General features: G+C 67.3%; 28 protein-coding genes. 20 read left to right on the forward strand and 8 right to left on the reverse strand.

Annotation, left to right across the window (positions count from 1 at the left end; all coding sequences use genetic code 11):
• Positions 1-67 precede the first annotated feature (67 nt).
• The 5 genes from BMX57_RS13430 (at position 68) to BMX57_RS13445 (ending at position 3,830) form a co-directional block, all read left to right on the forward strand.
• Entirely contained in the window at positions 68-1,090 is a 1,023-nt protein-coding gene (locus BMX57_RS13430) for an aspartate-semialdehyde dehydrogenase (RefSeq protein WP_092367914.1), read from the forward strand.
• Between the two features lie 133 nt (positions 1,091-1,223).
• Complete coding sequence (locus tag BMX57_RS13435; protein WP_092367917.1) at positions 1,224-2,855, forward strand: DUF4139 domain-containing protein; 1,632 nt, start codon at positions 1,224-1,226, stop codon at positions 2,853-2,855.
• 295 nt (positions 2,856-3,150) lie between these two features.
• Positions 3,151-3,312 (forward strand): hypothetical protein, encoded by a 162-nt coding sequence (locus tag BMX57_RS20690; protein ID WP_177175458.1) that lies wholly within the window; start codon positions 3,151-3,153, stop codon positions 3,310-3,312.
• A gap of 98 nt (positions 3,313-3,410) precedes the next feature.
• On the forward strand, positions 3,411-3,590 hold the full coding sequence (locus BMX57_RS20430; RefSeq protein WP_143057920.1) for a hypothetical protein: 180 nt from the start codon (positions 3,411-3,413) through the stop codon (positions 3,588-3,590).
• Positions 3,591-3,638: 48 nt separating this feature from the next.
• Positions 3,639-3,830 carry a hypothetical protein gene (locus BMX57_RS13445; RefSeq protein WP_092367923.1) on the forward strand — a complete coding sequence of 64 codons (192 nt, stop codon included), beginning with the start codon at positions 3,639-3,641 and terminating at the stop codon, positions 3,828-3,830.
• A 91-nt stretch (positions 3,831-3,921) separates the two neighbouring features.
• Here the strand turns inward: BMX57_RS13445 and BMX57_RS13450 are convergent, their stop codons facing one another.
• Positions 3,922-4,572 (reverse strand): carbonic anhydrase, encoded by a 651-nt coding sequence (locus BMX57_RS13450; RefSeq protein ID WP_092367926.1) that lies wholly within the window; start codon positions 4,570-4,572, stop codon positions 3,922-3,924.
• 148 nt (positions 4,573-4,720) lie between these two features.
• On the opposite strand from BMX57_RS13450, the gene BMX57_RS13455 reads away from it, so the two are divergent.
• From BMX57_RS13455 to BMX57_RS13465, 3 genes are all read left to right on the forward strand, one after another.
• The gene (locus tag BMX57_RS13455; RefSeq protein WP_092367929.1) at positions 4,721-5,110 is read left to right on the forward strand and encodes a hypothetical protein; all 390 of its coding nucleotides are present in this window, start codon (positions 4,721-4,723) and stop codon (positions 5,108-5,110) included.
• Between the two features lie 72 nt (positions 5,111-5,182).
• Positions 5,183-6,565: a leucyl aminopeptidase family protein gene (locus BMX57_RS13460; protein WP_092367932.1), complete on the forward strand. Its 1,383-nt coding sequence runs from the start codon at positions 5,183-5,185 to the stop codon at positions 6,563-6,565.
• On the forward strand, positions 6,562-7,386 hold the full coding sequence (locus BMX57_RS13465; protein ID WP_177175459.1) for a C40 family peptidase: 825 nt from the start codon (positions 6,562-6,564) through the stop codon (positions 7,384-7,386). Before BMX57_RS13460 ends, BMX57_RS13465 begins: the two co-directional genes overlap by 4 nt.
• Positions 7,387-7,445: 59 nt before the next feature.
• Here the strand turns inward: BMX57_RS13465 and BMX57_RS13470 are convergent, their stop codons facing one another.
• Together BMX57_RS13470 and BMX57_RS13475 are read right to left on the reverse strand one after the other, a co-directional pair.
• Entirely contained in the window at positions 7,446-7,796 is a 351-nt protein-coding gene (locus BMX57_RS13470; protein WP_092367935.1) for a DUF2794 domain-containing protein, read from the reverse strand.
• An 85-nt stretch (positions 7,797-7,881) separates the two neighbouring features.
• A complete protein-coding gene (locus BMX57_RS13475) occupies positions 7,882-9,534 on the reverse strand; it encodes a Y-family DNA polymerase (RefSeq protein WP_092367938.1) in 1,653 nt (550 codons plus the stop codon).
• Between the two features lie 181 nt (positions 9,535-9,715).
• Here BMX57_RS13475 and BMX57_RS13480 point away from each other — a divergent pair, with 181 nt between their 5' ends.
• From BMX57_RS13480 to BMX57_RS13490, 3 genes are read left to right on the forward strand one after another with little or no spacing between them, the layout of a single operon-like run.
• The gene (locus tag BMX57_RS13480) at positions 9,716-10,828 is read left to right on the forward strand and encodes an S-(hydroxymethyl)glutathione dehydrogenase/class III alcohol dehydrogenase (protein WP_092367941.1); all 1,113 of its coding nucleotides are present in this window, start codon (positions 9,716-9,718) and stop codon (positions 10,826-10,828) included.
• Positions 10,829-10,838: 10 nt separating this feature from the next.
• Positions 10,839-11,333 carry a GNAT family N-acetyltransferase gene (locus tag BMX57_RS13485; protein ID WP_218142424.1) on the forward strand — a complete coding sequence of 165 codons (495 nt, stop codon included), beginning with the start codon at positions 10,839-10,841 and terminating at the stop codon, positions 11,331-11,333.
• Positions 11,334-11,356: 23 nt separating this feature from the next.
• Positions 11,357-12,097, forward strand: a complete 741-nt coding sequence (locus BMX57_RS13490; protein WP_092367944.1) for an NYN domain-containing protein — start codon at positions 11,357-11,359, stop codon at positions 12,095-12,097.
• Here the strand turns inward: BMX57_RS13490 and BMX57_RS13495 are convergent.
• The gene (locus BMX57_RS13495; protein ID WP_092367947.1) at positions 12,094-12,711 is read right to left on the reverse strand and encodes a TetR/AcrR family transcriptional regulator; all 618 of its coding nucleotides are present in this window, start codon (positions 12,709-12,711) and stop codon (positions 12,094-12,096) included. The two genes, BMX57_RS13490 and BMX57_RS13495, sit on opposite strands and share 4 nt — an antisense overlap.
• Positions 12,712-12,841: 130 nt before the next feature.
• Here BMX57_RS13495 and mbfA point away from each other — a divergent pair, with 130 nt between their 5' ends.
• The 8 genes from mbfA to BMX57_RS13535 all read left to right on the forward strand — a co-directional run bounded on the left by mbfA (position 12,842) and on the right by BMX57_RS13535 (position 19,222).
• Complete coding sequence (gene mbfA, locus BMX57_RS13500) at positions 12,842-13,816, forward strand: iron exporter MbfA (RefSeq protein ID WP_092367951.1); 975 nt, start codon at positions 12,842-12,844, stop codon at positions 13,814-13,816.
• A 45-nt stretch (positions 13,817-13,861) separates the two neighbouring features.
• Positions 13,862-14,791 carry an AEC family transporter gene (locus tag BMX57_RS13505; protein WP_092367954.1) on the forward strand — a complete coding sequence of 310 codons (930 nt, stop codon included), beginning with the start codon at positions 13,862-13,864 and terminating at the stop codon, positions 14,789-14,791.
• 77 nt (positions 14,792-14,868) lie between these two features.
• Positions 14,869-15,372: a hypothetical protein gene (locus BMX57_RS13510; RefSeq protein ID WP_092367957.1), complete on the forward strand. Its 504-nt coding sequence runs from the start codon at positions 14,869-14,871 to the stop codon at positions 15,370-15,372.
• Positions 15,373-15,444: 72 nt separating this feature from the next.
• Positions 15,445-16,275 carry an S-formylglutathione hydrolase gene (gene fghA, locus BMX57_RS13515; RefSeq protein ID WP_092367960.1) on the forward strand — a complete coding sequence of 277 codons (831 nt, stop codon included), beginning with the start codon at positions 15,445-15,447 and terminating at the stop codon, positions 16,273-16,275.
• Positions 16,272-16,733 (forward strand): YaiI/YqxD family protein, encoded by a 462-nt coding sequence (locus tag BMX57_RS13520; protein WP_092368020.1) that lies wholly within the window; start codon positions 16,272-16,274, stop codon positions 16,731-16,733. Before fghA ends, BMX57_RS13520 begins: the two co-directional genes overlap by 4 nt.
• Positions 16,734-16,755: 22 nt before the next feature.
• Positions 16,756-17,376, forward strand: a complete 621-nt coding sequence (locus tag BMX57_RS13525) for an HAD family hydrolase (protein ID WP_092367963.1) — start codon at positions 16,756-16,758, stop codon at positions 17,374-17,376.
• Complete coding sequence (locus BMX57_RS13530) at positions 17,373-18,287, forward strand: ornithine cyclodeaminase family protein (protein ID WP_092367966.1); 915 nt, start codon at positions 17,373-17,375, stop codon at positions 18,285-18,287. The genes BMX57_RS13525 and BMX57_RS13530 overlap by 4 nt, the downstream gene beginning before the upstream one ends.
• The gene (locus BMX57_RS13535; protein ID WP_092367969.1) at positions 18,284-19,222 is read left to right on the forward strand and encodes an alpha/beta fold hydrolase; all 939 of its coding nucleotides are present in this window, start codon (positions 18,284-18,286) and stop codon (positions 19,220-19,222) included. Before BMX57_RS13530 ends, BMX57_RS13535 begins: the two co-directional genes overlap by 4 nt.
• Here BMX57_RS13535 and BMX57_RS13540 read toward each other — a convergent pair.
• A complete protein-coding gene (locus tag BMX57_RS13540; RefSeq protein ID WP_092367972.1) occupies positions 19,191-20,459 on the reverse strand; it encodes an MFS transporter in 1,269 nt (422 codons plus the stop codon). The two genes, BMX57_RS13535 and BMX57_RS13540, sit on opposite strands and share 32 nt — an antisense overlap.
• A gap of 147 nt (positions 20,460-20,606) precedes the next feature.
• On the opposite strand from BMX57_RS13540, the gene zapE reads away from it, so the two are divergent.
• Positions 20,607-21,665, forward strand: coding sequence for a cell division protein ZapE (gene zapE / locus BMX57_RS13545; protein ID WP_092367975.1), 1,059 nt, complete (start codon positions 20,607-20,609; stop codon positions 21,663-21,665).
• A 10-nt stretch (positions 21,666-21,675) separates the two neighbouring features.
• Here the strand turns inward: zapE and tdh are convergent, their stop codons facing one another.
• From tdh to BMX57_RS13560, 3 genes are all read right to left on the reverse strand, one after another.
• Entirely contained in the window at positions 21,676-22,707 is a 1,032-nt protein-coding gene (gene tdh / locus BMX57_RS13550) for an L-threonine 3-dehydrogenase (RefSeq protein ID WP_092368022.1), read from the reverse strand.
• Positions 22,708-22,802: 95 nt separating this feature from the next.
• Positions 22,803-23,987, reverse strand: a complete 1,185-nt coding sequence (locus BMX57_RS13555) for a glycine C-acetyltransferase (RefSeq protein WP_092367978.1) — start codon at positions 23,985-23,987, stop codon at positions 22,803-22,805.
• Between the two features lie 430 nt (positions 23,988-24,417).
• Positions 24,418-25,458 carry a hypothetical protein gene (locus BMX57_RS13560; RefSeq protein ID WP_092367981.1) on the reverse strand — a complete coding sequence of 347 codons (1,041 nt, stop codon included), beginning with the start codon at positions 25,456-25,458 and terminating at the stop codon, positions 24,418-24,420.
• Between the last annotated feature and the right edge of the window lie 313 nt (positions 25,459-25,771).

The following is a 25,771-nucleotide window of genomic DNA, read 5'->3' on the forward strand; positions in this document are numbered from 1 at the left end:
CGCTTACCCCTTTAATCCCGGCGCAATGGCGGCTATAGACGCGCGGCCTCAACATTGGAGTCGAGACATGGGTTATCGCGTCGTCATCGCAGGCGCCACGGGCAACGTGGGCCGCGAAATGCTGAACATCCTGGCCGAACGCCAGTTCCCGGTGGATGAGATCGCCGTCCTGGCAAGCCGCAGGTCGCTGGGCACCGAGGTAAGCTTTGGCGACAAGACCCTGACCACGCAGGATCTGGACGCCTTCGATTTCACCGGCTGGGACATGGCGCTTTTCGCCATCGGCTCGGACGCCACCAAGAAATACGCGCCCAAGGCCGCCGCCGCCGGCTGCGTGGTGATCGACAACAGCTCGCTCTACCGCTACGACGCCGACGTGCCGCTGATCGTGCCCGAGGTGAACCCGCAGGCGATCCACGGCTATGACAAGAAGAACATCATCGCCAACCCGAACTGCTCGACCGCACAGATGGTCGTGGCGCTGAAGCCGCTGCATGACCGCGCCCGGATCAAGCGCGTGGTGGTCTCGACCTACCAGTCGGTCTCGGGCTCGGGCAAGGAGGGGATCGACGAGCTCTGGGACCAGACCAAGTCGATCTACAATCCTACCGACGACAAGCCGGCCAAGAAGTTCACCAAGCAGATCGCCTTCAACGTGATCCCGCATATCGACGTGTTCATGGACAGCGGCGACACCAAGGAGGAATGGAAGATGGTCGCCGAGACCAAGAAGATCGTCGATCCGTCGATCAAGGTCACCGCGACCTGCGTCCGGGTGCCGGTCTTTGTCGGCCATTCCGAAGCGGTGAACATCGAGACCGAGGATTTCCTGGACGAGGACGAGGCGCGCGACATCCTGCGCGAGGCGCCCGGCATCATGGTGATCGACAAGCGCGAGGACGGCGGATACGTCACGCCGGTCGAATGCGTCGGCGATTTCGCCACTTTCGTCAGCCGCATCCGCCAGGATTCGACCATCGACAACGGCCTGAACCTGTGGTGCGTGAGCGACAACCTGCGCAAGGGCGCGGCGCTGAACGCGGTGCAGATCGCCGAGTTGCTGGGCCGCGAGGTTCTCAAGAAAGGTTGACCGCCAAGGTCCCGCCGCCGGCCCGGAGCCACGCGCATTCCGGGCCGGGGCCAATGCCCGCCCCTGCCCTGAGCTTGCTTTTGTGCGGCCCGCTTGCAACGCTGGCCGGAACAACAGCCAAGGCAGGTGCATCATGCGCAACCCCATCCTCGCGATTGCCTTACTGGCGCTGCAACCGGCCTATGCCGAGACCATCGCCGTCTCCAGCCGCGTCACCGAAGTGACGATGCACCCCGACAGTGCCGCCATCTTGCGGCGCGCCGAGGTGTCCTTGCCCGCCGGCCGTCACCGGCTGGTGCTGCAGGGCGTGCCCGCCTCGGCGGTTTCCGAAAGCCTGCGGGTCGAGGTGGAGGGCGCGCGTCAGACCGGTACGTTGCTGCGCCAGGATCGGGTCCCGCCCCGCGATGCGGATACGCCCGAGATCGACGCCGCACGCCAGCGCATAGAAGAGATCGAAGACCGGATCCGCGGCGTCGAGGATGATGCCCGCAGGGCCCGGCTGGCCGGCAGCGCAGCCGAGGCGTCCCTGACATTCCTGCGCGGGCTTGGCGAGAACGAGGGCCTGGCCGAGGCCGGCCCCGACACGCTGCGAGACATCGCCCGGATGATCCGCGACGAGGCCGGAGCGGCCGGGGCGGCGGCGCTGGATGCCGAGATCGCGGCGCGGCGGATCGAGGACCAGCTGAGCGACCTGCGCGACGAACTGAAGGCCGCGCAGCAGGCCCTTGCCGCGCTCACGGTCGAGGATGAGGACCGCCTGTTCATCGCAATCGAGGTCGACGCGCCAGAGGCGGCCGATGCCACCGTCACCTTGCGCTATCTCGTGCGCGGCGCAACCTATTGGACACCGGCCTATGACCTTCGGCTTGCCACTGGCGATGCGCCGTCGCTGACGCTGGAGCGGAGCGCGCTGGTGCGGCAGACCACCGGCGAGAACTGGACCGACGTGGCGCTGCACCTGTCGACTCTGGCCCCGGTCGGGCGGGCGGAGCCGAACGCATTGTTGCCCCTGCGCCTGCGGATCGGCCCACCCGAGGCCCCGGTGCGTCAGAGTCGGAGCCAGCCCGAATCCGACGGCCTCGCCTCACTGGTCGCCCCTGCGCTGGAGGCGCCCGCGCCGCCCCCACCGCTCTGGAAGGTCGCCGAGGGCCCGGGCGTCACCTACAGCTACGCCGTGCCGGTTTCGATCGCGTCCAGTGCCGACCTGCTGCGGCTGCGGCTCGACAGCCTGTCGCAACCGGCGCAGGAACGCGCCCTGGCGGTGCCCTTCCACGATCAGACCGCGTTTCACATGGCGCGTGTCGAGGACGGCTGGGGCGAGGAGCTTCTGCCCAGCCAATACGCCGCGCGCTATGTCGACGGGGTTCTGGTCGGCACGAGCGGGTTTCCCGGACTGGCCGCCGGCCAGGAGGCCGAGTTCGGCTTCGGCCCGATCGACGGGCTGCGCATCAAGCGCGACGTCCTGGACCAGAGCGAGGGCGACCGCGGCCTGATCAACCGCTCGAGCGAGCGGAACGAACGGGTCGAGATCGAGGTCGAGAACCTGACCGGGCGGGACTGGCCGCTGCGCGTGCTCGACCGTGTGCCCTATTCCGAGCAGGAAGACCTGGAAATCTGGTGGACCGCGTCGCCGCGGCCCGACGAAGATGATGTCGACAAGCAGCGCGGGATCCTGGCCTGGGACTTTGATCTGGGTACGGGCGACACGCGGACGATCCGCATCGACACCACCCTGACTTGGCCCGAGGGCATGGTTCTGCGCTGACCGATCCGGCCCGCCGCGGTAACACGAGGCGCGCGAATCGCACCCTGGAAAACTGCAACTGTGAGGCGAAGTCGCCGCCCGTTTCGAATCAGTTAAAACCCACATCAAATCCTGTGTTTCGCAGGTCGAAAAAATCGGGCCGACCGCCGGCAATAATGCGTCACACAGTAGACAATCATTTGTCAGAATTGTGATTTGCCGCTTTTCAGCCTCAAGAATGATCAATTCCCGCCTCAATCTGAGCCAAACCTTAACGGTGTTCGCAAACCGCATACTCAGGGAAAGGAGGCAGCGAATGACCACCAGTTCGCTTTCTCTCGATACCGGCAAAGTTGTGTCGGCTCCCGCTCCGGGAAACCCGGTGACGAAAACCGGCGCAACGCGGCGCCTGCCATCGCTCGCCTGTTCCGACCTGGACAGGATGTTCGAGCAGGCACAGAGCCGCGGCACCGGCTGACACATGCGGCGGCGCGGTTCCTGCCAGGGCCCGCCAAGACCGTGACGACGAAGCAAGACGCGGGCCAAGACCGCCCGGCACAAACAAAGGGGATGACCATGACCAGTATTCTGACATTCACACCGGGCACTCAGACCCGCCGCGCACCGGCCCCCAGGGCGATGACGCAGAACGTCGTTTCCATGGACGACTGGCGCAATGCCCCGCACCCGATCCGCACGCCGCACGGTGTCTTCTTCGTCACCAACGTCTGGGGGTCGTCCGGCGACGCCGCCTGAAACCCCTCTCTTTCGCCCTCACACCAATCCGAATCCAGGAGAACCAAAATGACCATCTCGCTCGCCGCCCAAGCCCGCAGCAACCGCCTCGCCGCACTGGCGCATCTGCGCACACTCCGCGAAAACGAAGGAGAAGGCGGCACCATCTGCGATCTGGCCGCCGCGCGCTCCAGCCGCAAGCCCACGCCGGTCTTCTTCTCGCGCCGCATGCAGGCAGAGCCGGAGCGGATGGCGGCCTGACCTCCGCGACAGCACCCGACAATCCGGCCACTCACACAGCCGAAACCGAAGGGGCAAGCCAGGCGCTTGCCCCTTCGCCGTGAAAGGCGGTCTAGACCGCGATGAACCGGCCGGCGTCGGGGTCGTAATACTCCAGCCCGCCTTCGCCGATATCCGTCCAAAGGCCATGCAGCGTCAGCGAGCCGTCGGCAACCGCATCGGCGACGAAGGGAAAGGTCATGAGGTTGTCGAGCGAGGCCAGCACCGCCTGGTGCTCGAAACTGCGGGCTTGCTGGGTCGCGTCCTCGATATCCGCAACCGAGTCGAATTTCGGTCGCAGGATGTCCATCCAGCGTCCCACGAAGCTCTCCTTGGCCTCCAGTTCGGGTGCCTTTCCCTTGCACATGTCGATGCAGCCCTGCACGCCACCGCATTGCGAATGGCCCAGCACGATCAGATGCGCCACCTTCAGCACGGTGACCGCGTATTCCACCGCGGCGCTGGTGCCGTGGTGATCGCCGTCCGGCTCGTAGGGCGGCACCAGGTTGGCGATGTTGCGGTGAATGAAGAATTCGCCCTGGTCGGCCCCGAAGATCGAGGTCACGTGGACCCGGCTGTCACAACAGGAAATCACCATTGCGCGTGGCCGTTGCCCCTCGGAGGCCAGCCGTCGATACCAGGTCTTGTTCTCTTGATAGGCCGTGGCCTTCCAGCCGTGATAGCGTTGCACCAGGTAGCTGGGCAAGGGTTGAGCAATCGTCATCCTGTCTGTCCCGTCTTTCCGTTCACAAGGCCTCACTAGTCCGGATTAGCCGCGAATTCGAGGCATAATGCCCCGCGCGGGCAACCTTTTGCAAACGCCGCCGCGCGCAGGATGCCCCGGTACCGTGGGGGTGCAAACAGCATTTGGGGTGAGACCGGTGGACAAGGTGACAGCAATCAAACACAGCGAATCCGTCCGGCTGGACCGAGACAGGCTGCGCGGCCTGTATCGACAAATGGGCGACTCGGGGGCCGAGGACGTGCTGTGCCGCGCGATCGAGGAACTGGCGGTGCGCCTGTCGAGCTGCGAGCGCCTCTGGCGCGAAGGCCGGCGCAAAGAGCTGCGCAAAGCCGCCCGGTCGCTGTCGGCGATCGCCGAACAGATCGGCATGACCGAGATCGTGCGTGTCGCCTCGGACACGGTCGGCGCAATCGACGGCGGCGACAGCGTGGCGACAGCGGCGACGCTCTTTCGACTGATCCGGGTCGGCGAGCGCTCGCTGACCGCGGTCTGGGATCTGCAGGACCTCTCGATCTGAGCGGCCGGGGGTTGCGGCCCCGGGCGCGGTCGCTACTCTGTGCGCAACTGACGACCCGGACGGAAAGACCCCATGAGTTTGAGCTTTGCCGACCCGCAAGAGGCCGCCTTGTCGTTACACGTGATCGCGCAACCGGATCTGCGGACATGGTGGGAAAGCCAGCCTGCCCCGGTGCGCCGCTGGGTCGAGGCCAGCGGTTTCACCGGCGCCATCGGGCAGGCCCTGCTGGTGCCCGACGCGGACGGCGCCCCCGCCCTGGCGCTCGCCGGTTACGGCACCCCGGCCAAACGCGCCCGCAAGCGCTTCGTCCTGGCCGCCGCGGCCGAGAAACTGCCCCAGGGCACCTACCGGCTGGCCGGCGGCGTCGCGGATGATGCGCTAGAGGCGGAGTGTTTCGGCTGGCTGATGACCGGTCATGTCTTCGACCGGTACAAGGCGCGCAAGGCCGGCACGGCGCGGCTGATCGCCCCGGACGGCATCGATGCCGCCCGGGTCGAGGCGATGGCGGCGGGCGAGGCGCTGATCCGCGACCTCATCGACACCCCGGCTCAGGACATGGGGCCCGATGCGCTGCAGCAGGCCACCGAGGCGCTGGCCGCAGAGTTCGGCGCGAGTTGCACGAGTGTCGCCGGCGACGACCTGCTGGCGCGCAACCTGCCGATGATCCACGCGGTCGGGCGCGCCTCGGACCGGGCGCCCCGGCTGATCGACATGACCTGGGGCACCGAGGGGCCGCGCCTGACGCTGGTCGGCAAGGGCGTGTGCTTCGACACCGGCGGGCTGGACCTGAAACCGGCCTCGGCGATGGGGCTGATGAAAAAGGACATGGGCGGCGCGGCCAACGTGCTGGGCCTCGCGCGGATGATCATGGCGCTGAACCTGCCGCTGCGGTTACAGGTGCTGATTCCGGCGGTCGAGAACGCGGTCGCGGGCAACGCTTTTCGGCCCGGCGATGTCCTGACCTCGCGCAAGGGCCTGACCGTCGAAATCAACAACACCGATGCCGAGGGGCGGCTGGTCCTGGCCGACGCGCTGGCGCTGGCCGACGAGGAGGACAGCGACCTGATCGTGTCGATGGCGACCCTGACCGGCGCCGCCAGGGTTGCCGTGGGTCCCGACCTCGCACCGTTCTACACCGATGACGAACCGGCTGCGGCGGCACTGGCCGAGGCTGCAGGTCCGGCCGCTGATCCGGTCTGGCGGATGCCGTTCCACACCCCCTACGAGGCGATGATCGAGCCCGACATCGCCGATCTGGACAACGCGCCTTCCGGCGGGTTCGCCGGCTCGATCACCGCGGCACTGTTTCTGCGCCGCTTCGTCGAACGCGCGCCCTATATGCATTTCGACATCTACGGCTGGAACCCCGCCAAGGCGCCGGGCCGGCCAAAGGGCGGAACCGGCCAGGGGCCGCGCGCGCTGCTGGGCGCCCTGCCGCGGATGCTGAAGCTGTGAGCGACCGGCGCCTCTCCCCCGTCAACGCCCGCGTCGCCGCGGCGCATCTTGCAGAGGCGCCCGCCGGTCTCGCGCGTGTGCCCGGCACGCCGCGCTGTGTGGCGCGCCCGGTTGTGGACCTGATGCGCGCACCCGGCGGCCCGCGCGACCGCCAGCTGCTCCTGGGCGAGGCGGTGGATGTCTACGAAGACCGCGACGGCTGGGCCTTCGTGCAATCGGGCCGGGATGGCTATGTCGGCTATGTCGAGACCACCGCGCTGGGGCCGGCCATCGACGCGGGCCATTGGGTCTGCGCGCCGGCCACCCATGCCTATGCCGCGGCGGACCTGAAATCACCCGAGCGCCTGGCGCTCAGCTTCGGCAGCCGGGTGCGCGTGACAGGCACCGCCGGCGGATTCGCAGAAACCGCGCAAGGACATATCCCCGAGGTGCACCTGGCGCCGGTCTCCCAGCGGCTGACCGACCCGGTGGCGGTGGCGGCGCTGTTTCTCGGCACGCCCTACCTGTGGGGCGGCAACAGCCGCGCGGGCATCGACTGCTCGGGTCTGGTGCAGGCCGCGCTTCTGGCCTGTGGCCGGGATTGTCCGGGCGACAGCGATCAGCAGGAGGCCGCGCTGGGCCGGGCGCTGCCCACGGGCAGCGCGCCGGAGCATGGGGACCTGCTGTTCTGGGCCGGCCATGTCGCCTGGGTCGCCGATCCCGAGACCATCCTGCATGCCAACGCCCATCACATGGCGGTTCAATACGAACCCCTGACACCGGCCATCGCCCGGATCCAGGCCCAGGGCGACGGTCCGGTCACATCACACCGCCGGCTCTGACCGGATCTTCATCTTTTTTACAAATACTCACGGCGCGCGGCCAGCCGCGGGCACTGCCGTCAATCGGGCTTCACCGCCCGGATCAGCTTGCGCTCGAGCACGCGCAGCACCGTGCGCAGGTCATGCCCGCGCTTGAGGATCTGCCCGTCCATTCCCACGACCGAATACATGCCCTGCCGCCCGCGCAGGCGGGGATGCTTCTCGATCCGGTAGAGCGGGTGCTCGGCAGTGCGCCGGAACACCGAAAAGACCGCCGTGTCGTGCAGGCTGGAAATACCGTAGTCACGCCATTCCCCGGCGGCCACCATGCGGCCATAGAGCGACAGGATGACGGACAGCTCGCGGCGGTCGAATGCGACCTGCATCTGGGCCGGACCCGTCGGCAACGGGCTGGGAGGCTGCATGTTCATACCGCCAAGCCTTGCCAGTTTTCGCCCGCAAATCAAGCCTTCACGCAACATGCGCCCTGCGGATGAGGCGCTGTGCCCACGCCGGTCAGGCAAAGCTGCCCTGGCAGAACCAGCCCGAGGACAGCGCCCCGCCATGCCCGTAGAACAGCCACAGCCGGTCGCCCTGCTCGGTCACCACCACCCAGTAGTCGCGCACGCCGCTGCGCCAGTTGGGATCGTCCAGCCACCATTCCGGCGCGATGCGCTCGGGGCCCGTGGCCTGCGCCAGCCGCCAGTCGCGCCCGCGCCAGCGGAACGCGCCGGGCACGGCGGGGCCGTCGGGGGCCGTCACCGGCTCGGGCGGCCACAGCAGCAACGGGCGCGGAACCGGCGGCGCGGGCCAGTCCGGCGCCGGGTCCGACCACGCGGCGGCCAGGGTCTGGGCGCTCTTTTCGGGGATGTGGGACGAGGCGGGGTGCCGGCGGGTGATCGCCTCCAGCCCGATCCGCGCGCCCAGCTTGCCGATCAGGTCGTCCAGCGCGGTGTTGCCCGCCAGCCGGTCGCGCACCACGCGCGCCGCCTCGGCATGGCCGGCGACGGTGCGGGCATGCACCGGCTCGGTGCGCACCGCCGCGATGCGCAGCATGTCGATGCCGAACCCCGCGTCGATCCCGTCCAGCTTCAGCTCCAGAAGCGGGCGGATGCGCTGCGGGTCGTGGCTGGGCCGGGCCAGCCCGGCCTGCACCACCTGCGCCGCCTGGTCGGTGCGGTGCGCCTCCAGCCGTAATTCCCGCGCCCCGCGCCCCTTCGCCTCCAGCCGCGCGCACAGCACCGGCAGGATCCGGTCGATCGCCGCCATCAGGTCGTCCCTGAGCCCGATCGGCTCGGGCAGGGTCATGCGGGCGGCGAAATGCGCGGTCGCGCGCGCCGGCGAGACCGGCTCGGGCGCGCTGCCCATGGCCTGGTCCAGCCGCAGCACCAGCCCCCGGCCGAACCGCCGCGCCAGCGCCGCGCGGGGCTGGCCCAGCAGATCGCCGATCCGGCGCAGGCCCAGCCGGCCGAGCTGTTCGGTCACCTGCCCCTCCAGCCGCAGCGCCGCGACCGGCAGGGGCGACAACGCGCCGTGGCACTGGCCCGGCGGTGCGATCCGCGCGCCGCCGCCGGCGGTCACCACCTGCGGCGCGGCCCCGCCCTTGGTCCAGTGCCGCCGCTTGGCGGCGCGCGACCGGGTGGCGCGGGCCTCCTGGTCCACCGCGTCGCCGCTGCGCGCCGGCGCCGCGCCCTGCCCGGCATAGCGCGCCAGGGCCCAGGCCGCGCCCAGCGTGTCGGCGATGCCCAGGCGCACCGTCAGCCCCAGATCGGTACAATCATCCGCCACCACCTGCACCAGCGCCGCCTCGCCGCCGAACAGATGCGCGCAGCCGCTCAGGTCGATCACCAGCCCGTCGGGCGGCTCTTCGGCAACCCAGGGGCTGAACTTGCCCGCCCAGCGCCTGAGCGCGGTCAGGAACGCCGCCTCGGCCGGGGCGTTGCGGGCGCGGGTGACCAGCCCGGCACACATGGCATGGGCGTCGCGCACCGGCTGCCCGACATACAGCCCCGCCCCCTCGGCCGCGGCATTGAGCGCGGTGATCGCCTGCAGGTTGGCCTGCTCGGCGACCACCGCCAGGGGGCCGGCCTCCAGCCCCCGCGCGTCACGCATCAACCGCTCCGCAGCGAGGCGGGGAAACCAGAGCGACAGGATTCGGCGGTTGGGCATCGGATTCGGCAGGTTTGTTCCTGATATGTTCCTACCCGGGAATCGCCGCCCGAGTCGAGTCGATCCCGCCGCAGGTGGCCCGGCGGACTGTCGGATTCGGCGCATGGAACGGCCCAAACAATGGTTGCAAAGCCCCTGCCCTTGACGCAGGCTCGGCGCAAAATTGACAAGGAGATCCCCGATGCGCACCCGTGCCGCCGTCGCCGTCGAGGCCGGCAAACCGCTCGAGATCATGGACGTGAACCTCGACGGCCCCCGCGCCGGCGAGGTCCTGGTCGAGATCAAGGCCACCGGCATCTGCCACACCGACGAATTCACCCTGTCCGGCGCCGATCCCGAGGGCCTGTTCCCGGCGATCCTGGGGCACGAGGGTGCGGGCGTGGTCGTCGAGGTGGGCGAGGGCGTGACCAGCCTGAAGCCCGGCGATCACGTGATCCCGCTCTACACCCCGGAATGCCGCGAATGCGACTACTGCCTGCACCCGCGCACCAACCTGTGCCAGGCGATCCGCGAAACCCAGGGCAAGGGCGTGATGCCTGACGGCACCTCGCGGTTCTCGACCCTCGATGGCGATCCGATCCTGCATTACATGGGCTGCTCGACCTTCTCCAATCATACGGTCCTGCCCGAAATCGCGCTGGCCAAGGTGCGCCCCGACGCGCCGTTCGACAAGATCTGCTATATCGGCTGCGGCGTGACCACCGGCATCGGCGCGGTGATCAACACCGCCAAGGTCGAGATCGGCAGCCGGGCCATCGTCTTCGGGCTGGGCGGCATCGGGCTGAACGTGATCCAGGGGCTGCGGCTGGCGGGTGCCGACCAGATCGTCGGCGTCGACCTGAACCCAGACAAGAAAGAGATGGCCGAACGCTTCGGCATGACCGATTTCGTCAATCCTTCTGAGGTCGAGGGCGATCTGGTGCCCTACCTGGTGAACCTGACCAAGGGCGGCGCGGATTACACGTTCGACGCCACCGGCAACGTTCAGGTGATGCGCGCGGCGCTGGAATCGGCCCACAAGGGCTGGGGCGAGAGCATCATCATCGGCGTGGCGCCTGCCGGTGCCGAGATCTCGACCCGGCCGTTCCAGCTGGTCACGGGCCGGGTCTGGCGCGGAACCGCGTTCGGCGGCGCGCGCGGGCGCACTGACGTACCCCGGATCGTCGACTGGTACATGGACGGCAAGATCGAGATCGACCCGATGATCACCCACACGCTGAAGCTCGACGACATCAACAAGGGGTTCGACCTGATGCATGCGGGCGAATCGATCCGCTCGGTCGTGGTCTACTGAACCCGCGGGGATGTCCGTGACGATCCGCGAGGCCGACCGCGCCCGCGACGCCGAAACCGTCTGGCAGATCCTGCGCCCTGCGGTCGAGGCCGGCGACACGTTCTGCGCCGATCCGCGGGGCGGCAAGGCCGGTGCGCTGGCCTATTTCTGGCCCGATACCGCGCGGGTCTGGATCGCCGAGGCGGACGGGGTCGCGCTTGGCTGCGCCTATCTGCGGGCGAACCAGACCGGCAATGGCGCGCATGTCTGCAACGCCGGCTATTGCACCAGCCACGCCGCGCAGGGCCGGGGCGTGGCGCGGGCGCTTCTGGAGCACTCGCTGGCGGAGGCGCGGCGGCAAGGGTTCCGCGCGATGCAATACAATTTCGTCGTCGAGACCAACACCCGCGCCATCGAGACCTGGCGCCGCGCCGGCTTTGACGTGGTCGGCCGGCTGCCCGGCGCGTTCCACCACCCCGAGCGGGGCTATGTGGATGCTCTGGTGATGTATCGCAGCCTCGTCTAGGGTCGCCGGAAAAAGGAGGCATCATGCCCGACGAAACCAACCTGCTGGCGGTCCTGATCGACGCCGACAACACCTCGCCGAAATACACCCGCGCCATATTCGAGGAAATCGCCTCGCTGGGCGAGGCGTCGGTGCGCCGCTGCTATGGCGATTTCTCCAGCCAGCAGATGACCGGGTGGAGCAAGGTGCAGGCCGAATTCGGCCTGGTCCCGCACCACCAGCCCGCCAATACCGTGGGCAAGAACGCCAGCGACATCGCGCTGGTGATCGACGCGATGGACCTGATGCATTCGGGGCGGTTCGACGGCTTCGTCCTGGTCAGTTCCGACAGCGACTTCACCCGGCTGGCCAGCCGCATCCGCGAGCAGGGGCTGGAGGTTTTCGGCATGGGCCAGATGAAGACGCCCGACGCCTTCCGCAAGGCCTGCAAGCGTTTCATCTTCCTGGAAAACATCGCTGGCCCCGAGGACGACTCGCAGGAACAGACAGGTGACCGGAAACCGGCCAAGCCCAAGGACCAGAAGATCCCCGCCGCCAAGCTGCGCGAGGCCCGCGACCTGGTCATCAAGGCGATGGATTCGATGGATCAGGAGGACGAGTGGTACACGCTGGGCAGCATCGGCCAGCGCCTGATCGCCGCCAACCCCGATTTCGACACCCGCAGCTATGGCACCCGCAAGCTGTCGGATCTGGTCGTGGCGCTCAAGATATTCGAGACCAAGCGCGGCGCCGGCAACCAGCTGATGGTGCGGCGCACCGACTAGGCTGCGTAGCGGGCCAGGAACATGTCCACGGCATGGCGGGCCACGCTGTCGATCTCACCTTGGGTGAACCGGTCGCGGATGCCGAACGCGGCCTGGTTCCACAGCTTGACCCGGCACAGTTCGGCAAATTGCTCGGCCGCCATCTCGGTATCCTCGATCCGCAGCTCTCCCTTGGCCACCGCCGTGTCCAGGTATTCCATCAGACGCGCCTGCCCGTTCTTCGGCCCGGCCTCGTAGAAGGCGCGGCCAAGTTCGGGAAAGCGGTCGCGTTCGGCGACGCAGATGCGGAACACCTGCTGCGCGAAATCCGACAGCAGGAACCCGGTCAACTCGGTCGCGGCCACCGTCAGCACCTCGCGCGCCGGCCGCGTCTCGTCGATCATCGACAGGATGCGTTCGGCCATCAGGTCGCATTCGGTCTGCGCCGCCTCGCGGAACAGCAACCGCTTGTCGGGAAAATAGCTGTAGAGCGTTGCCTTGGACACGCCGGCCACACGCGCGATATCGTCGACGCTGGCACCTTCGAACCCGTCGGCCATGAAGACCTTGCGCGCGCCCTTGAGTACCTGGTCGTATTTCCGCCCCTTGCGCGGGACGGCGGCGGGTTGCGTCATTCTGGCCCCTGACATGCTTTGCAATGTCAGAATATAAACTGACCTGTTCAGTTTCAACGGGATTCACGAAACGCCTTGCATCGCGATCCTCAGCCGCTAACTTAGAATCGTTCTAATATAGGTTCGGCCCATGCGCTTCTTGTCACAACGCAAGCATTTCAACGACCTGTCCGAGCAGGAGATCATCGCCCTGGCGATCTCGTCCGAAGAGGACGACGCGCGCATCTATCGCAGCTATGGCGAGATGCTTCGCGCCGATTTCCCGGCCACCGCCCGCATTTTCGACGGAATGGCCGAGGAGGAAGACTCGCATCGGGCGCGGCTGATCGCGCTGCATGAGGAACGGTTCGGGCCGGTGATCCCGCTGATCCGGCGCGAGCATGTCGCCGGATACTATGCGCGCCGGCCGGTCTGGCTGGTCGAGAATCTCGGCATCGACCGGATCCGCGCCGAGGCCGAGGCGATGGAGCGCGATGCCGAACGGTTCTACCTGGCCGCCGCGCGCCGGACCTCTGACGCCGCGACCCGCAAGCTGCTGGGCGATCTGGCCGCGGCCGAGGCCGGCCACCAGGCCACCGCATCCGCGCTGGAAGTAACCCATCTCGACGACGGCGCCCGCGACGACGAGGCCGCCGCCTCGCACCGGCAATTCGTGCTGACCTGGGTGCAGCCGGGCCTGGCGGGGCTGATGGACGGGTCGGTCTCGACCCTGGCGCCGATATTCGCCACCGCGTTCGCCACGCAGGACACCTGGACCACCTTCCTGGTCGGGCTGGCCGCCTCGATCGGTGCGGGCATCTCGATGGGCTTCACCGAGGCCGCCTCGGATGACGGCGAGATCTCGGGGCGCGGCTCGCCGATAAAGCGCGGGCTGGCCTCGGGCGTTATGACCACGCTGGGCGGGCTGGGCCACGCGCTGCCCTATCTGATCCCCGATTTCTGGACCGCAACGACGATTGCCATCGCCATCGTGTTCGTCGAGCTTTGGGCGATTGCCTGGATCCAGAACCGCTACATGGAGACCCCGTTCTTCCGCGCCGCGTTCCAGGTCGTGCTGGGCGGCGCCCTGGTGCTGGCCGCGGGTATCCTGATCGGCAGCGGCTAGGGAAAATCCCGTTGTGGTTCGGGAAAATCATGCTACCGAAACCACATGGCCGAGATCTTCCTGCGAACCCTGCCCTTCTTTGCGATCATTGGCCTGGGCTATTGGGCCGGGCGCGCGCGCTTCTTCACCGAAGAGGCGACGGCGTATCTGACCAAGTTCGTCTTCTACTTCGCCCTGTCGGCCATGCTGTTCCGGTTTTCCGCCAACCTGCCCTTTGCCGAGATCTTCAACGGGCGGCTGGTGATCGGCTATCTGGCCGGCACGATGGCGGTCTACCTGGTCGCAACTCTGGTGGCGATGCTGCGCGGGCTGGACGTGCAGACCACCGCGGTCGAGGCGCAATGCGCCGCCATCGGCAATGTCGGCTTTCTCGGTCTGCCGATGCTGGCGCTGCTGCTGGGCGAGGCGGCGATCGGGCCGGTGATGCTGGTGCTGACCGTGGATCTGGTGGTGTTCTCGTCGCTCATCGTGATCCTGATCAATGCCGGGCGCGACGGGCGGTTAAGGCTGGGCACCTTGCGCCTGATCGCGCTGGGGCTGGTGCGGAACCCGATGATCGTGTCGATCACGCTGGGCATGCTCTGGTCCTGGTTTCAGTTGCCGATCCCGGCGCCGATGAACGACTTCCTGTCGATCCTCGGCGGTGCCGCAACCCCCGGCGCGCTGTTCGCCATCGGCGCGTCGCTGGCCGGCAAGACGGCCGAGCGCGTGCGCATTGCCGGCTGGCTGAGCTTCTGCAAGCTTGTGCTGCACCCGGCGCTGGTGGCGCTGGCGGTGCTGGTCCTGTTGCCGATCGACGGGTTCTCGGCCACGGTGGTGATCGCCGCGGCGGCCCTGCCGGTGGCGGGCAATGTCTACATGCTGGCCGCGCATTACCGCGTCGCACCGCACCGGGCCTCGGCAGCGATCCTGCTGTCCACCGCCGCATCGATCCTGACCGTGCCGCTGGTCATCGCCTGGATCGAGACGCTCTGACACCACCCCGGGACAGGCCGCACCGATTTCGTTAGGCTTCCCCGGACCGCCCTTGCAGAAGCCGTGCCGCATCCCACATGCCTTCCGGACTTGATCGCCATATCCAGGAATTCGACGGCCAGAACATCACCGTACTGGCCGAGGCCCGGGTCGCCTGCGGGTCGGCCCCCGGCTATCTCGAAGAGCTGGTCGCGCTCTGCGCCGATCCGCGCGCCAGCGTGGCCGACGGCGCCACCTGGATCCTCAAGGCCGAGCTGGAGGACGGGCTGGCGCTGCCCCAGGAGATGACCGCGCGGCTTGTTGCCTCGCTGGGCGACCTGCCGTCCTGGCAGGCCCGGTTGCACCTGTGTCAGTCGGTCGAAGCGCTGGACCTGAGCGCGGATCAGGCCGAAACCGTCATCCGCTGGGCGCAGGCGCTGAGCAACCATGACCGCCCGTTCCTGCGCGCCTGGAGCCTGCATGTCATCGTAACGCTGGCCCGGCGCTTCGACAGCCACCGGGCCGAGGCGGAAGCGGCGCTTGCCGCCGCCGAGGCCGACCCGGCCGCATCCGTCCGCGCCCGCGCCAGACGGCTGCACTGAGCAGGGCAGCACTGGACGCCGCCGCCCAACGCCGATAGCGATAGGGCAACCGCATGAACCAAGGAGCCCGCCATGGAAACCCTCTCCGAGAACGCCTGCTTCGGCGGCGTGCAAGGCGTCTACCGTCACGCCTCCGCCGCCTGCAGCTGCGACATGACCTTCGGGCTGTTCCTACCGGCCGAGGCCGCCGACGGCCCGGTCCCGGTCCTGTGGTATCTCTCGGGGCTGACCTGCACCCACGAGAACGCGATGACAAAGGCCGCAGCACAGGGCTGGGCCGCCGAACAGGGGATCGCGCTGGTGTTTCCCGACACCTCGCCGCGCGGCGAGGACGTGGCCGACCACGACGATTACGACCTGGGCCAGGGTGCGGGATTCTATGTCAACGCCACGCAGGATCCCTGGGCGCCGCATTTCCGAATGTGGGACTACGTGGCCGAGGAGCTGCCGGCGCTGCTGGCCGCCGAGTTTGCCATCGATGGCGAGCGGCAGGCGATCACCGGTCATTCCATGGGCGGGCATGGCGCGTTGACGCTGGCGATGACCCTGCCGGGCCGCTACCGCTCGGTCTCGGCCTTTGCGCCGATCTGCAACCCGACCGGATCGGACTGGGGCCGCAAGCAGCTGTCGGCCTATCTGGGCAACGACGAGGGGGCCTGGGCGCGCCACGATGCGTCGGCGCTGATGCGCGAGACCGGGTTCGAAGGGCCGATCCTGATCGACACCGGCACCAAGGACCAGTTCATCGACCTGCTGCGCCCCGAGGCGCTGGCCACGGCCATCGCCGAACGCCGCCAGCAGGCGGTGATGCGGATGCAGCCGGGATACGACCACAGTTACTTCTTCGTCTCCTCCTTCATCGAGGATCACGTCGAGTTCCACGCCGAGCGCCTTTGGGCGTGAGCGGCGCGCTCTATATCGATGCCGATGCCTGCCCGGTGAAACCCGAGGCCGAGCGGGTCGCGACCCGGCACGGGCTGACGATGTTTCTGGTCTCGAATGGCGGTTTGCGCCCGCCTGCGAACTCGCTGGTGCAGACCGTGATCGTGTCCGAGGGCGCCGACGAGGCCGACAAGTGGATTGCCGATCGCTGCGGGCCCGGCGATGTCGTGGTGACCGCAGACATTCCGCTGGCCGCGCGCTGCCTCGAGGCGGGCGCGCGGGTGCTGCGCCATGACGGCGACGCCTTCACCCAGGCCGGCATCGGGCAGCAACTTGCAATGCGCGACCTGATGGCCGATCTGCGCGCCGCGAACCCGCTGGGCGCGGGCGGCGGCGGCAAGCCCTTTACAAAGGCCGACCGCAGCCGTTTTCTGGACGCGCTGGAACGCGAGGTGCGGGCGGCCGCCCGGGCCGGCTGACACCGCAGGACGGGGAGGGGCAATGACCATTCAGGCGGTGGTGTTCGACATCGGGAACGTGCTGATCGAATGGCAGCCCGAGCGCTTCTATGACCGCGTGATCGGGGCCGACCGGCGCCGCGCCATGTTCGCGCAGATCGACCTGCACGGCATGAACGACCTGGTGGATCGCGGGCGGCACTTCACCGAAACCGTCTATGACTGGGCCGAACGCCACCCCGAGTGGCGCGACGAGATCCGCATGTGGCATGACAACTGGATCGAGCTGGCCGCCCCCGAGATCCCGCGCTCGGTCCGCCTGTTGCGGGCGCTGCGCACCCGCGGCGTCCCGGTCTTCGCGCTGACCAATTTCGGCGTGCAGACCTTCGACCAGGCGATCCCGCATTACCCGTTTCTGGGCGAGTTCGACCGCAGCTATGTCTCGGGGCATCTGCAGGTGACCAAGCCCGACCCCGAGATCTATGCCCGCGTCGAGGCCGATTGCGGATTGCCGCCGCAGGCGCTTCTGTTCACCGACGACCGGGCCGAGAACATCGACGCCGCCGCCGCGCGCGGCTGGCGCACCCATCTGTTCGACGGCCCCGAGGGCTGGGCCGACCGGCTGGTCGCCGAAACCCTGTTGACCGAAAGCGAGGCCGCATGACCATTCCGATGATCCCCTTCGACGAAGGCGAAGCGCTGCTCGACTGGCTGGAGCTGACCGAGGCGCTGGCCGCCGGACACGACCTGCCCCGGGCCGAGATCGGTGACACCTTTCTCTACCGCGATCCCGACACGCTGCTGTCGCGGGCGGCATGGATCGACGGGCTGGGCATGGCGGTCAAGACGGCCACGCTGTTTCCGGGAAACTCCGAACATGGCGAACCGGTGGTCAACGGGTCGGTCAGCCTGTTCGACGACCGCAACGGCACGCTGGCCGCGCTGATCGACTTTCACCTGGTCACCAAGTGGAAGACAGCCGCCGACAGCCTGCTGGCCGCGCGCCGTCTGGCCGCGCCCGACAGCCGCGAGATCCTGATCGTGGGCGCCGGGACCGTGGGCCAGTCGCTGTGCGAAGCCTTCGCTGCGGGATTTCCCGACGCGCGGATCCGGCTGTGGAACCGCACCCGCGCCAAGGCCGAGGCGCTGGCGCGCAAGGTCGCGGCGGTCGAGCTGGCCGATGACCTGCCCCAGGCCGTCACCCGCGCCGACATCGTGGTCTGCGCCACCATGTCCACCGACCCGGTGATCCGGGGCGAATGGCTGCGGCCGGGCCAGCACCTGAACCTGATCGGCGCCTACCGGCCCGACATGCGCGAGGCCGACGATGCCGCCCTGCGCCGCGCCCGCATCTTCGTCGACAGCGTGGACACGACCGCCGACCATATCGGAGAGATCCGGATCCCGCTGGAGGCCGGCCTCATCACGCGGGAGGACCTGATTGCGGATTTCTACGACCTGGCGGCCTTTACCGCGAAGCCCGATGACATCACCCTGTTCAAGAATGGCGGCGGGGCGCATCTGGACCTGATGACCAGCCGGCATATCCTGGGCAAGTGGCAGGGCGCGACATGACCTGGCTGACCGTTGCAGTTCTGATCCTGGCGGCCCTCCTGGCCGCCTATCCCTTTGTCCGCGAAGCCCGGCGCAAGGTAATGACCGACACCGCGCGTCGGGCCGCGCCCGGGCGCCTGGCCAGGCTGTCGCGCGGCGTGACCCACTACCGTTGGCACGGACCCGCGCGCGGGCCGGTTGCGGTCTGCGTGCACGGGCTGACCACGCCCTCTTATGTCTTCGACGGGCTGGTCGAGGGGTTGGCGGCGCTGGGCTACCGGGTGCTGACCTACGACCTCTACGGGCGCGGCTGGTCGGACAGGCCGGCCGGCGATCAGGACGCGATCTTCTTCCTGGAGCAGCTTGAAGAGCTGCTGGCCGATCAGCGGGTCGGGGACGACCTGACGCTGGTCGGCTATTCCATGGGCGGTTCCATCGCCACATGCTTTGCCGCCGCCCATCCCGACAGGCTGCGCCAGCTGGTTCTGCTGGCGCCTGCCGGGGTCGGGAATACCGGCGACCGGCTGGCGGGCTTCGTGCGAAAGACGCCGATCCTGGGCGACTGGCTGATGCACATGACCTTTCCCGCCCGACACCGGCGCGGCACCGAGGCCGAGCGCGCCCTGCCGAGCGCGGTTCCCGACATCGTCGACCGCCAACAGGCCGAGCTGGACTGGCGCGGATTCGTGCCGGCGGTGCTGGCCAGCCTGCGCGGCATCCTCGGGCGGACGCTCGAATCCGAGCACCGGCGGATCCATACTGCCGGTGTTCCGGTGCTGGCGATCTGGGCGCGCAAGGACGACGTGATTCCGGTGGCACACATGGGAAGGCTGGCGGAATGGTCGCGCGCCGCCCGGCAGGAGGTGATCGAGGAGGCCGGCCACGGCCTGACCTACACCCATGCCGAAGAGGTGACGGCGATCCTCAGGGCGCGGCTGCGCGAAGGTCTGGAGTGAGCGGCCCGTCCGGCGGCAGCGGGCGCTCGCGGATCGGCAGGTGCACCAGCGCGCTGAACGCACCGACGCCCACGCCGACCCACCAGACCAGCGTGTAGTCGCCATAGATGTCATAGAGCCTGCCGCCCAGCCAGACGCCCAGGAAACCGCCGATTTGGTGGCTGAGAAACACGATGCCATAGAGCGTGCCCATGTAGCGCAGTCCGTAGATATAGGCCACGAGACCCGAGGTCAGCGGCACCGTCGCCAGCCAGAGCGACCCCATCACCACCGAAAAGACGATGACCGAACCCGGCGTGATCGGCATCAGGATGAAGGCACCGGCAGCCACGGTGCGGGCGGTGTAGATCCCGGCCAGCAGGTATTTGCGGGGATAGCGGCTGCCGGCCCAGCCCGCCGCCAGCGTACCCGCGATATTGGCCAACCCGATCAACGAGATCGCCACCGCCCCCAGCGCCGAGGTCGTTGTGATCCCCATCCCGTGCAGCAGGCCGCCCGGTGCGATCGGGCCGCTCATCTCGGTCACGAAGGCGGGGAAATGCGCGGTGATGAAGGCCAGCTGATAGCCACAGCTGAAGAAGCCCAGGAAGATCATCGCATAGCTCGGATCGCGAAAGGCCTTGACCAGGATCCGACCCATGCTCTCTTCCAGCTCGGCCTTGCCCGAGCGCACGGGCGCGCGCATCAGCGGCAGGGTCAGCACCAGGGCCAGGACGGCCGCGGCAAAGACCACGAAGACCTGCTGCCAGCTGAGGAACCGCATCAGGAACTCGGCGGCGGGGGCGCCGACAACCTGGCCCAGGCTGCCCGCGGCGGTGACGATCCCCAGCGCCATCGAGCGGTTGGCGTCAGACGCCGCGCGGCCCACCACCGCCAGCACGACGCCGAAGCCGGTGCCGGCAATACCGAACCCCACCAGCCAGGCGTAGAGCTGATGCGCCAGCGGCGTGGTGGAGGCGGCGGTCAGCACCATCCCGGCGGCATAGGTCAACGCCCCCAGCACGATCGCCTTTCGGTCGCCGATCTTCTCGGCGATGGCGGCAAAGATCGGCTGGCCGATCCCCCAGGCCAGGTTCTGGATGGCGATGGCCAGCGAGAATTCGGTCCTGAGCCAGCCGAATTCCTCGGCCACGGGGATCTGGAACACGCCGAAGGAGGCCCGCACCGCAAAGCTCACGGTGATGATGACGCAACTGACGATCAGGACCGGGGTGATCAGGCGGGTGTCACGGGTCATAGCGGGCCTCGCTTGGGATGCCGGAACCGTATGGGAGCCTGTCGCGCTGTCAATTCAAGCTTTCTGTGCCTTCGGATCAGCGGATTTGATGTGTCCGCGCGGCGCGTGGTGCTTTTCACCACGCCCGCGCCGCGCTAAGGCTGCGCCATGACCGAGGTGACAGACCTTTACGCCGCGCGCGTGGCCGATGGCACGTTGCAGGCCGATCCCGCCCAGGAGGCGGTTCTGCCCGAGTTCGAGCGCATCCGTTCTGCCCTGGCCGAGCCGGCCAAGCGCGGTCTGTTCCGCAAGGCGCCGCCACCGCCCGAGGGCCTCTATCTCTGGGGCGGGGTCGGGCGCGGCAAGTCCATGCTGATGGATCTGTTCGTCGAAACGCTGGGCGAGATCCCCAACCGCCGTGTACATTTCCACGCCTTCATGCAGGAGATCCACGCCCAACTGCACGAGGCCCGCCAGGGCAATGCCGAAGACGCGCTGGCCCCGGTGGCCGCCGGCGTGGCGCGGGACGTGCGGGTGCTGGCCTTCGACGAGATGCAGATCACCGACATCACCGACGCGATGATCGTCGGCCGCCTGTTCGAGGCGCTGTTCGACGCGGGCGTGGTGGTCGTGACCACCTCGAACCGGGTGCCCGACGATCTCTACAAAGACGGTCTGAACCGGCAGCTGTTCCTGCCCTTCATCCAACTCATCAAGGAACGCATGGTGGTGTGGGAGCTGACCTCGCCGACCGATTACCGCCAAGACCGGCTCGAGGGTGCGCAGGTCTATTTCACCCCCATCGGCCCCGAGGCGCGCGCGGCGATCCGCGCCGTCTGGACCGACCTGAGCGGCGGGGCGGCCGAACCTCTGCACCTGAAGGTCAAGGGCCGCGACGTGGTGCTGCCGGCCTTCCGCAACGGCGTGGCGCGGGCCAGCTTCTACGACCTGTGCGGCCGGATGCTGGGGCCGGCGGACTACCTGGCGGTGGCCGAGGCGGTGCGGGTCCTGGTGCTCGAGGACATTCCGCGCCTGTCGCGCAACAATTTCAACGAGGCCAAGCGCTTCGTCACCCTGATCGACGCGCTTTACGAGGCGCGGGTGCGGCTGATCTGTTCGGCCGCCGCCGAGCCCGAGATGCTCTATGTCGAGGGCGAGGGCACGTTCGAATTCGAACGCACCGCATCGCGCCTGCGCGAGATGATGGCCGCCGACTGGGGGCAGTGAGGGCGCAAGCTCAACCGGTCCAGTCCAGCACGACCTTTCCGCTCTGGCCGGACTTCATGGCAGCGAACCCTTGGGCGAAATCGGCCACGTCGAAACGGTGGGTGATGACCCGGCTCACGTCGAGCCCGTTCTGCAGCATGGCGATCATCTTGTACCAGGTCTCGAACATCTCGCGACCATAGACGCCCTTGATTGTGATCGCCTTGAACACGATGCGCGACCAGTCCACCGGCGACTTGCCCGGCGGGATGCCCAGCAGCGCGATCTTGCCGCCCATCACCAGCGCCTCGACCATCTGGTCCAGCGCCGCCTGGCTGCCGGACATCTCCAGGCCCACATCGAAGCCTTCCTTCATGCCGTGTTCGCGGATCACGTCATTGAGATCCTCGCGGCTGACATCCACGGTGCGCACCTTTGGCACCACATGCTGCGCCAGACTCAGGCGGTCCGGGTTGATGTCGGTGATCACCACGTGGCGCGCGCCGGCGTGCTTGGCGACGGCAGCGGCCATGATGCCGATCGGCCCGGCGCCGGTGATCAGCACATCCTCGCCCAGCAGATCGAAGCTGAGCGCGGTGTGCACCGCGTTGCCCAGCGGGTCGAGGATGGCGCCGATCTCGTCGGGGATGTCGTCGGGCAGCGGCACCACGTTGAAGGCCGGCAAGCGCAGGTATTCGGCGAAAGCCCCCTGTTCGTTCACGCCGATCCCGCGCGTGCCGGGGTCCAGGTGGAACTTGCCGGCGCGCGACTGGCGGCTGTCGGTGCCGATCAGATGCCCCTCGCCGGAACAGCGCTGGCCGATCTTGAGACCTGTCACGTCGCGGCCGATCTCGACGATCTCGCCGGCAAACTCGTGCCCGGTGATCAGCGGCACCGGCACGGTGTGTGACGCCCACTCGTCCCAGTTCCAGATATGGATGTCGGTGCCGCAGATGCCGGTCTTCCTGACCTTGATCAGCACGTCGTCGGGGCCGATCTCGGGCACTGGCGCCTGCACCATCCAAAGCCCCTCTTCGGGTTTGGATTTCTCCAGGGCGGTCATGGTGTTCTTCATGGGTTCCTCCGCGCCCCGGGCTTGACCCGGGGCCTCACAAAAGTCCCGGTCCGGGAGGTCCCGGGTCAAGCCCGGGACGGGTTTCAAATCACGCCGACGGCCTTGCCGGCCACTTCGAAGGCGGCCAGCGCCCGGTCCAGTTCGTTCCGGGTGAGTGCCGCATTCATCTGGGTGCGGATGCGCGCCTTGCCGCGCGGCACCACCGGAAAGAAGAAGCCCGAGACATAGACCCCCTCGTCGAACAGCCGCGCCGCCATGTCCTGCGCCAGCTGCGCCTCGCCCAGCATGACCGGGATGATCGGGTGTTCGCCGGGCAGCAGGTCGAAGCCCAGGCGCTCCAGCCCCGCCCGCCAGTAGCGGGCGTTCTCGAAGAGTTGCGCGCGCAGGGCATCGCCCTCCTCGACCAGCCGGATTGCCTCGATCCCGGCGGAGACAACGGCAGGCGGCAGCGAGTTGGAGAACAGATAGGGCCGCGCCCGCTGCCGCAGAAGGTCGATCACTGGCTGCGGCCCGGCGATATAACCGCCGATTGCCCCCCCGAGTGCCTTGCCCAGCGTCCCTGTCAGGATGTCCACATCGACACCGAAATGATCCGGCGTGCCCGCGCCGCGCGGTCCCATGAAGCCGGTGGCGTGGCAGTCGTCGACCATGACGATGGCATCATATTCCTGCGCCAGCCGGGTGATCTGCGGCAGGTTGGCCAGGTAGCCATCCATGCTGAATACCCCGTCGGTCGCGATCATGATGTGCCGCGCCCCGTCCTCGCGCGCCTGTTTCAGCCAGGCCTCCAGGTCGTTCATGTCGTTGTTGAGATAGCGATAGCGTTTCGCCTTGCACAGCCGCACCCCGTCGATGATCGAGGCGTGGTTAAGGCTGTCGGAAATGATCGCGTCCTCGGGCCCCAGCAGCGGTTCGAACAGACCGCCATTGGCGTCGAAACAGGCCGCGAAAAGGATCGCGTCATCCTTGCCCAGAAACGCCGCCAGCTTCTGTTCCATCTCGCGGTGGATGTCCTGCGTGCCGCAGATGAAGCGCACGCTGGCCATGCCGTATCCGTGATCGTCCATCGCCCCCTTGGCCGCGGCGATCAGGTCGGTATGGTCGGCCAGGCCGAGATAGTTGTTGGCGCACAGGTTGATGACCTGCCGGTCGCCGACGCTGATCTCGCCCCGCTGCGGCGAGGTGATCAGACGCTCGCGCTTGTACAGCCCTTCCGCGTCGATCTGGGTCAGCGTGTCGGTGATATGCGTCAGAAACGCTTGGGACATGATCCGGACTCCTCTGTCGAGTCGGACCTCTAGCATAACGGATGGGATTCCCAAATAGAGGATTGCCGTTATACAGGATTTTTTTCCGGCAAGCTGGATTCCGCTTGTCTGGGGGCAGTCAAAGCAAAGGCCGCCCCGGTGTGCCAAGCCCCTTGCCAATTGTGTTGAAGCTCCCTGCCTCGCACCCGATGCATCATGGCTTTCAAAAGGAAGTTGCCCGCGCAGAATTATGCAAGGACGCCATCGCTCCGAATGCCGGTAGTGCGGGACTTCGCCGTCGCCGATCCTATTCTCACTTGTAACTGCCTGTATCCCAAAGCTTTCATATGTTGAGGCGCCGAGATCGCAGAAAGCAGACGTTAAATGCATTGGCCGCGACTGGTTACAACGCGGAACGGTGCGGCCGTTCACGACAAACGCAATTCAAATATCAAAGTTCGCTTGCGATAAGACTCAGCGCCTTTGCCCGGTCTCCGGCATGTTTACCAGTGCGCGCGAGTTGTACGGCGATGCGCTCGGCCTCGGCATATTTCGCCGCCTCGGCCAGCGAACCGGCGATATCCCTCAACGCCCAAGACTGGTGATTGCCCTCAATCTGCACAGCGATACGCTCGGCCTCGGTAAATTGACCCGACTGGGCCAGCGACCCCGCGATCCGGTACAAGGCCCAGGCCCGTTTAGAGCGACCCAAGCGACGCTCGGGCTGCACAACGATGCGTTCGGCTTCCGACCAAAACCGCGTTGCCTCGGCCAATTGCCCTGCCGCGGCCCGTGTCTTGGCGATATGGCTCAACGCTGAAGCTCGGGCCTCGGTGCGCTTGATCTTCGTGAGGGAACGCTCCGCCGCCGACCAAAGCCGCGTTGCTTCGGCCATATTCTCCGCCCCGGCCTGTGCCCCGGCGATCACCTGCAGCTCCGAAGCCCGGTTAATGGCAGACTCGGGCTGCACAACGATGCGTTCGGCTTCCGACCAAAACCGCTTTGCCTCGGCCAATTGCCCCACTTTGGCACGCGCCTCTGCGATATCGCTCAACGGCATGGCTCGGGAAGGGACATAGCGACTGGTTTGTACGATCTGCGCGGCCACGCGCTCCGTCTCGGTAAACAGACAATCGCGAGGCGGGAGGCCATCGCAAAGGCTGACAACGTGGCCGGCGGCGGCGGCGATCGGCCCGTCCTGCAATTGCGCTGCGGGATGCGCTTCGAGTTCGCCAAGACTGTCCGCCTCCGGATACGCCGCCAAGGCGCGGGTGACGACGGCGTCTGCCTCGCGCAAGAGCAAGTAGGCGCGAAGTGCGCTCGACCGATCTGTCGGCGCGGTCTGCCGTGCCTCCTCTAGGAGCTCCGTGACAGTCTCAATGACCGCATTGACCTCAGCGGTATGTTGGGCCGCCTCGGTTTCCCCGTCCGAGTCCGCAAAGACAGGTGCGCCCAGTAGGCAAAGCGTAAGTACGGCAATAAGGAGCTTCATGATATACTTGCTGGCAATATCCGGGAAAATTTTTTTTATTCGCTACCATCCTGCTCGTAAATGGCAAACACCTGCAAAATAGCAGCGACTTCCAATGAATTGATCTTATTGTTTGTCGCGGTCGCCTCGAAGGTCCGCTTTCGGGAAACATGTATGAACTGCCTTCCCCTGCAAGTGATTTTTCGATGCGCCGCTGACCCTGCTTCTATGTATTCGGTCTTTCTTTGGAACCATTTGATTTGCCCCTGACCAAGATGGGAAGTCGCGCGTCCTGTGTCTCGTTAGCTCATCGGCACTTTACGGGCCATGCTCC

It is taken from the genome of Cribrihabitans marinus, assembly GCF_900109035.1.
Lineage (GTDB): Bacteria > Pseudomonadota > Alphaproteobacteria > Rhodobacterales > Rhodobacteraceae > Cribrihabitans > Cribrihabitans marinus.

Bases quoted from the DNA above. Each gene is read 5' to 3' on its own strand.
- BMX57_RS13430 (WP_092367914.1), top strand. From the start codon at position 68: ATGGGTTATCGCGTCGTCATCGCAGGCGCCACGGGCAACGTGGGCCGC.
- BMX57_RS13435 (WP_092367917.1), top strand. From the start codon at position 1,224: ATGCGCAACCCCATCCTCGCGATTGCCTTACTGGCGCTGCAACCGGCC.
- BMX57_RS20690 (WP_177175458.1), top strand. From the start codon at position 3,151: ATGACCACCAGTTCGCTTTCTCTCGATACCGGCAAAGTTGTGTCGGCT.
- BMX57_RS20430 (WP_143057920.1), top strand. From the start codon at position 3,411: ATGACCAGTATTCTGACATTCACACCGGGCACTCAGACCCGCCGCGCA.
- BMX57_RS13445 (WP_092367923.1), top strand. From the start codon at position 3,639: ATGACCATCTCGCTCGCCGCCCAAGCCCGCAGCAACCGCCTCGCCGCA.
- BMX57_RS13450 (WP_092367926.1), bottom strand. From the start codon at position 4,572: ATGACGATTGCTCAACCCTTGCCCAGCTACCTGGTGCAACGCTATCAC.
- BMX57_RS13460 (WP_092367932.1), top strand. From the start codon at position 5,183: ATGAGTTTGAGCTTTGCCGACCCGCAAGAGGCCGCCTTGTCGTTACAC.
- BMX57_RS13470 (WP_092367935.1), bottom strand. From the start codon at position 7,796: ATGAACATGCAGCCTCCCAGCCCGTTGCCGACGGGTCCGGCCCAGATG.
- BMX57_RS13475 (WP_092367938.1), bottom strand. From the start codon at position 9,534: ATGCCCAACCGCCGAATCCTGTCGCTCTGGTTTCCCCGCCTCGCTGCG.
- BMX57_RS13480 (WP_092367941.1), top strand. From the start codon at position 9,716: ATGCGCACCCGTGCCGCCGTCGCCGTCGAGGCCGGCAAACCGCTCGAG.
- BMX57_RS13485 (WP_218142424.1), top strand. From the start codon at position 10,839: ATGTCCGTGACGATCCGCGAGGCCGACCGCGCCCGCGACGCCGAAACC.
- BMX57_RS13490 (WP_092367944.1), top strand. From the start codon at position 11,357: ATGCCCGACGAAACCAACCTGCTGGCGGTCCTGATCGACGCCGACAAC.
- BMX57_RS13495 (WP_092367947.1), bottom strand. From the start codon at position 12,711: ATGACGCAACCCGCCGCCGTCCCGCGCAAGGGGCGGAAATACGACCAG.
- mbfA (WP_092367951.1), top strand. From the start codon at position 12,842: ATGCGCTTCTTGTCACAACGCAAGCATTTCAACGACCTGTCCGAGCAG.
- BMX57_RS13505 (WP_092367954.1), top strand. From the start codon at position 13,862: ATGGCCGAGATCTTCCTGCGAACCCTGCCCTTCTTTGCGATCATTGGC.
- BMX57_RS13510 (WP_092367957.1), top strand. From the start codon at position 14,869: ATGCCTTCCGGACTTGATCGCCATATCCAGGAATTCGACGGCCAGAAC.
- fghA (WP_092367960.1), top strand. From the start codon at position 15,445: ATGGAAACCCTCTCCGAGAACGCCTGCTTCGGCGGCGTGCAAGGCGTC.
- BMX57_RS13525 (WP_092367963.1), top strand. From the start codon at position 16,756: ATGACCATTCAGGCGGTGGTGTTCGACATCGGGAACGTGCTGATCGAA.
- BMX57_RS13530 (WP_092367966.1), top strand. From the start codon at position 17,373: ATGACCATTCCGATGATCCCCTTCGACGAAGGCGAAGCGCTGCTCGAC.
- BMX57_RS13535 (WP_092367969.1), top strand. From the start codon at position 18,284: ATGACCTGGCTGACCGTTGCAGTTCTGATCCTGGCGGCCCTCCTGGCC.
- BMX57_RS13540 (WP_092367972.1), bottom strand. From the start codon at position 20,459: ATGACCCGTGACACCCGCCTGATCACCCCGGTCCTGATCGTCAGTTGC.
- zapE (WP_092367975.1), top strand. From the start codon at position 20,607: ATGACCGAGGTGACAGACCTTTACGCCGCGCGCGTGGCCGATGGCACG.
- tdh (WP_092368022.1), bottom strand. From the start codon at position 22,707: ATGACCGCCCTGGAGAAATCCAAACCCGAAGAGGGGCTTTGGATGGTG.
- BMX57_RS13555 (WP_092367978.1), bottom strand. From the start codon at position 23,987: ATGTCCCAAGCGTTTCTGACGCATATCACCGACACGCTGACCCAGATC.
- BMX57_RS13560 (WP_092367981.1), bottom strand. From the start codon at position 25,458: ATGAAGCTCCTTATTGCCGTACTTACGCTTTGCCTACTGGGCGCACCT.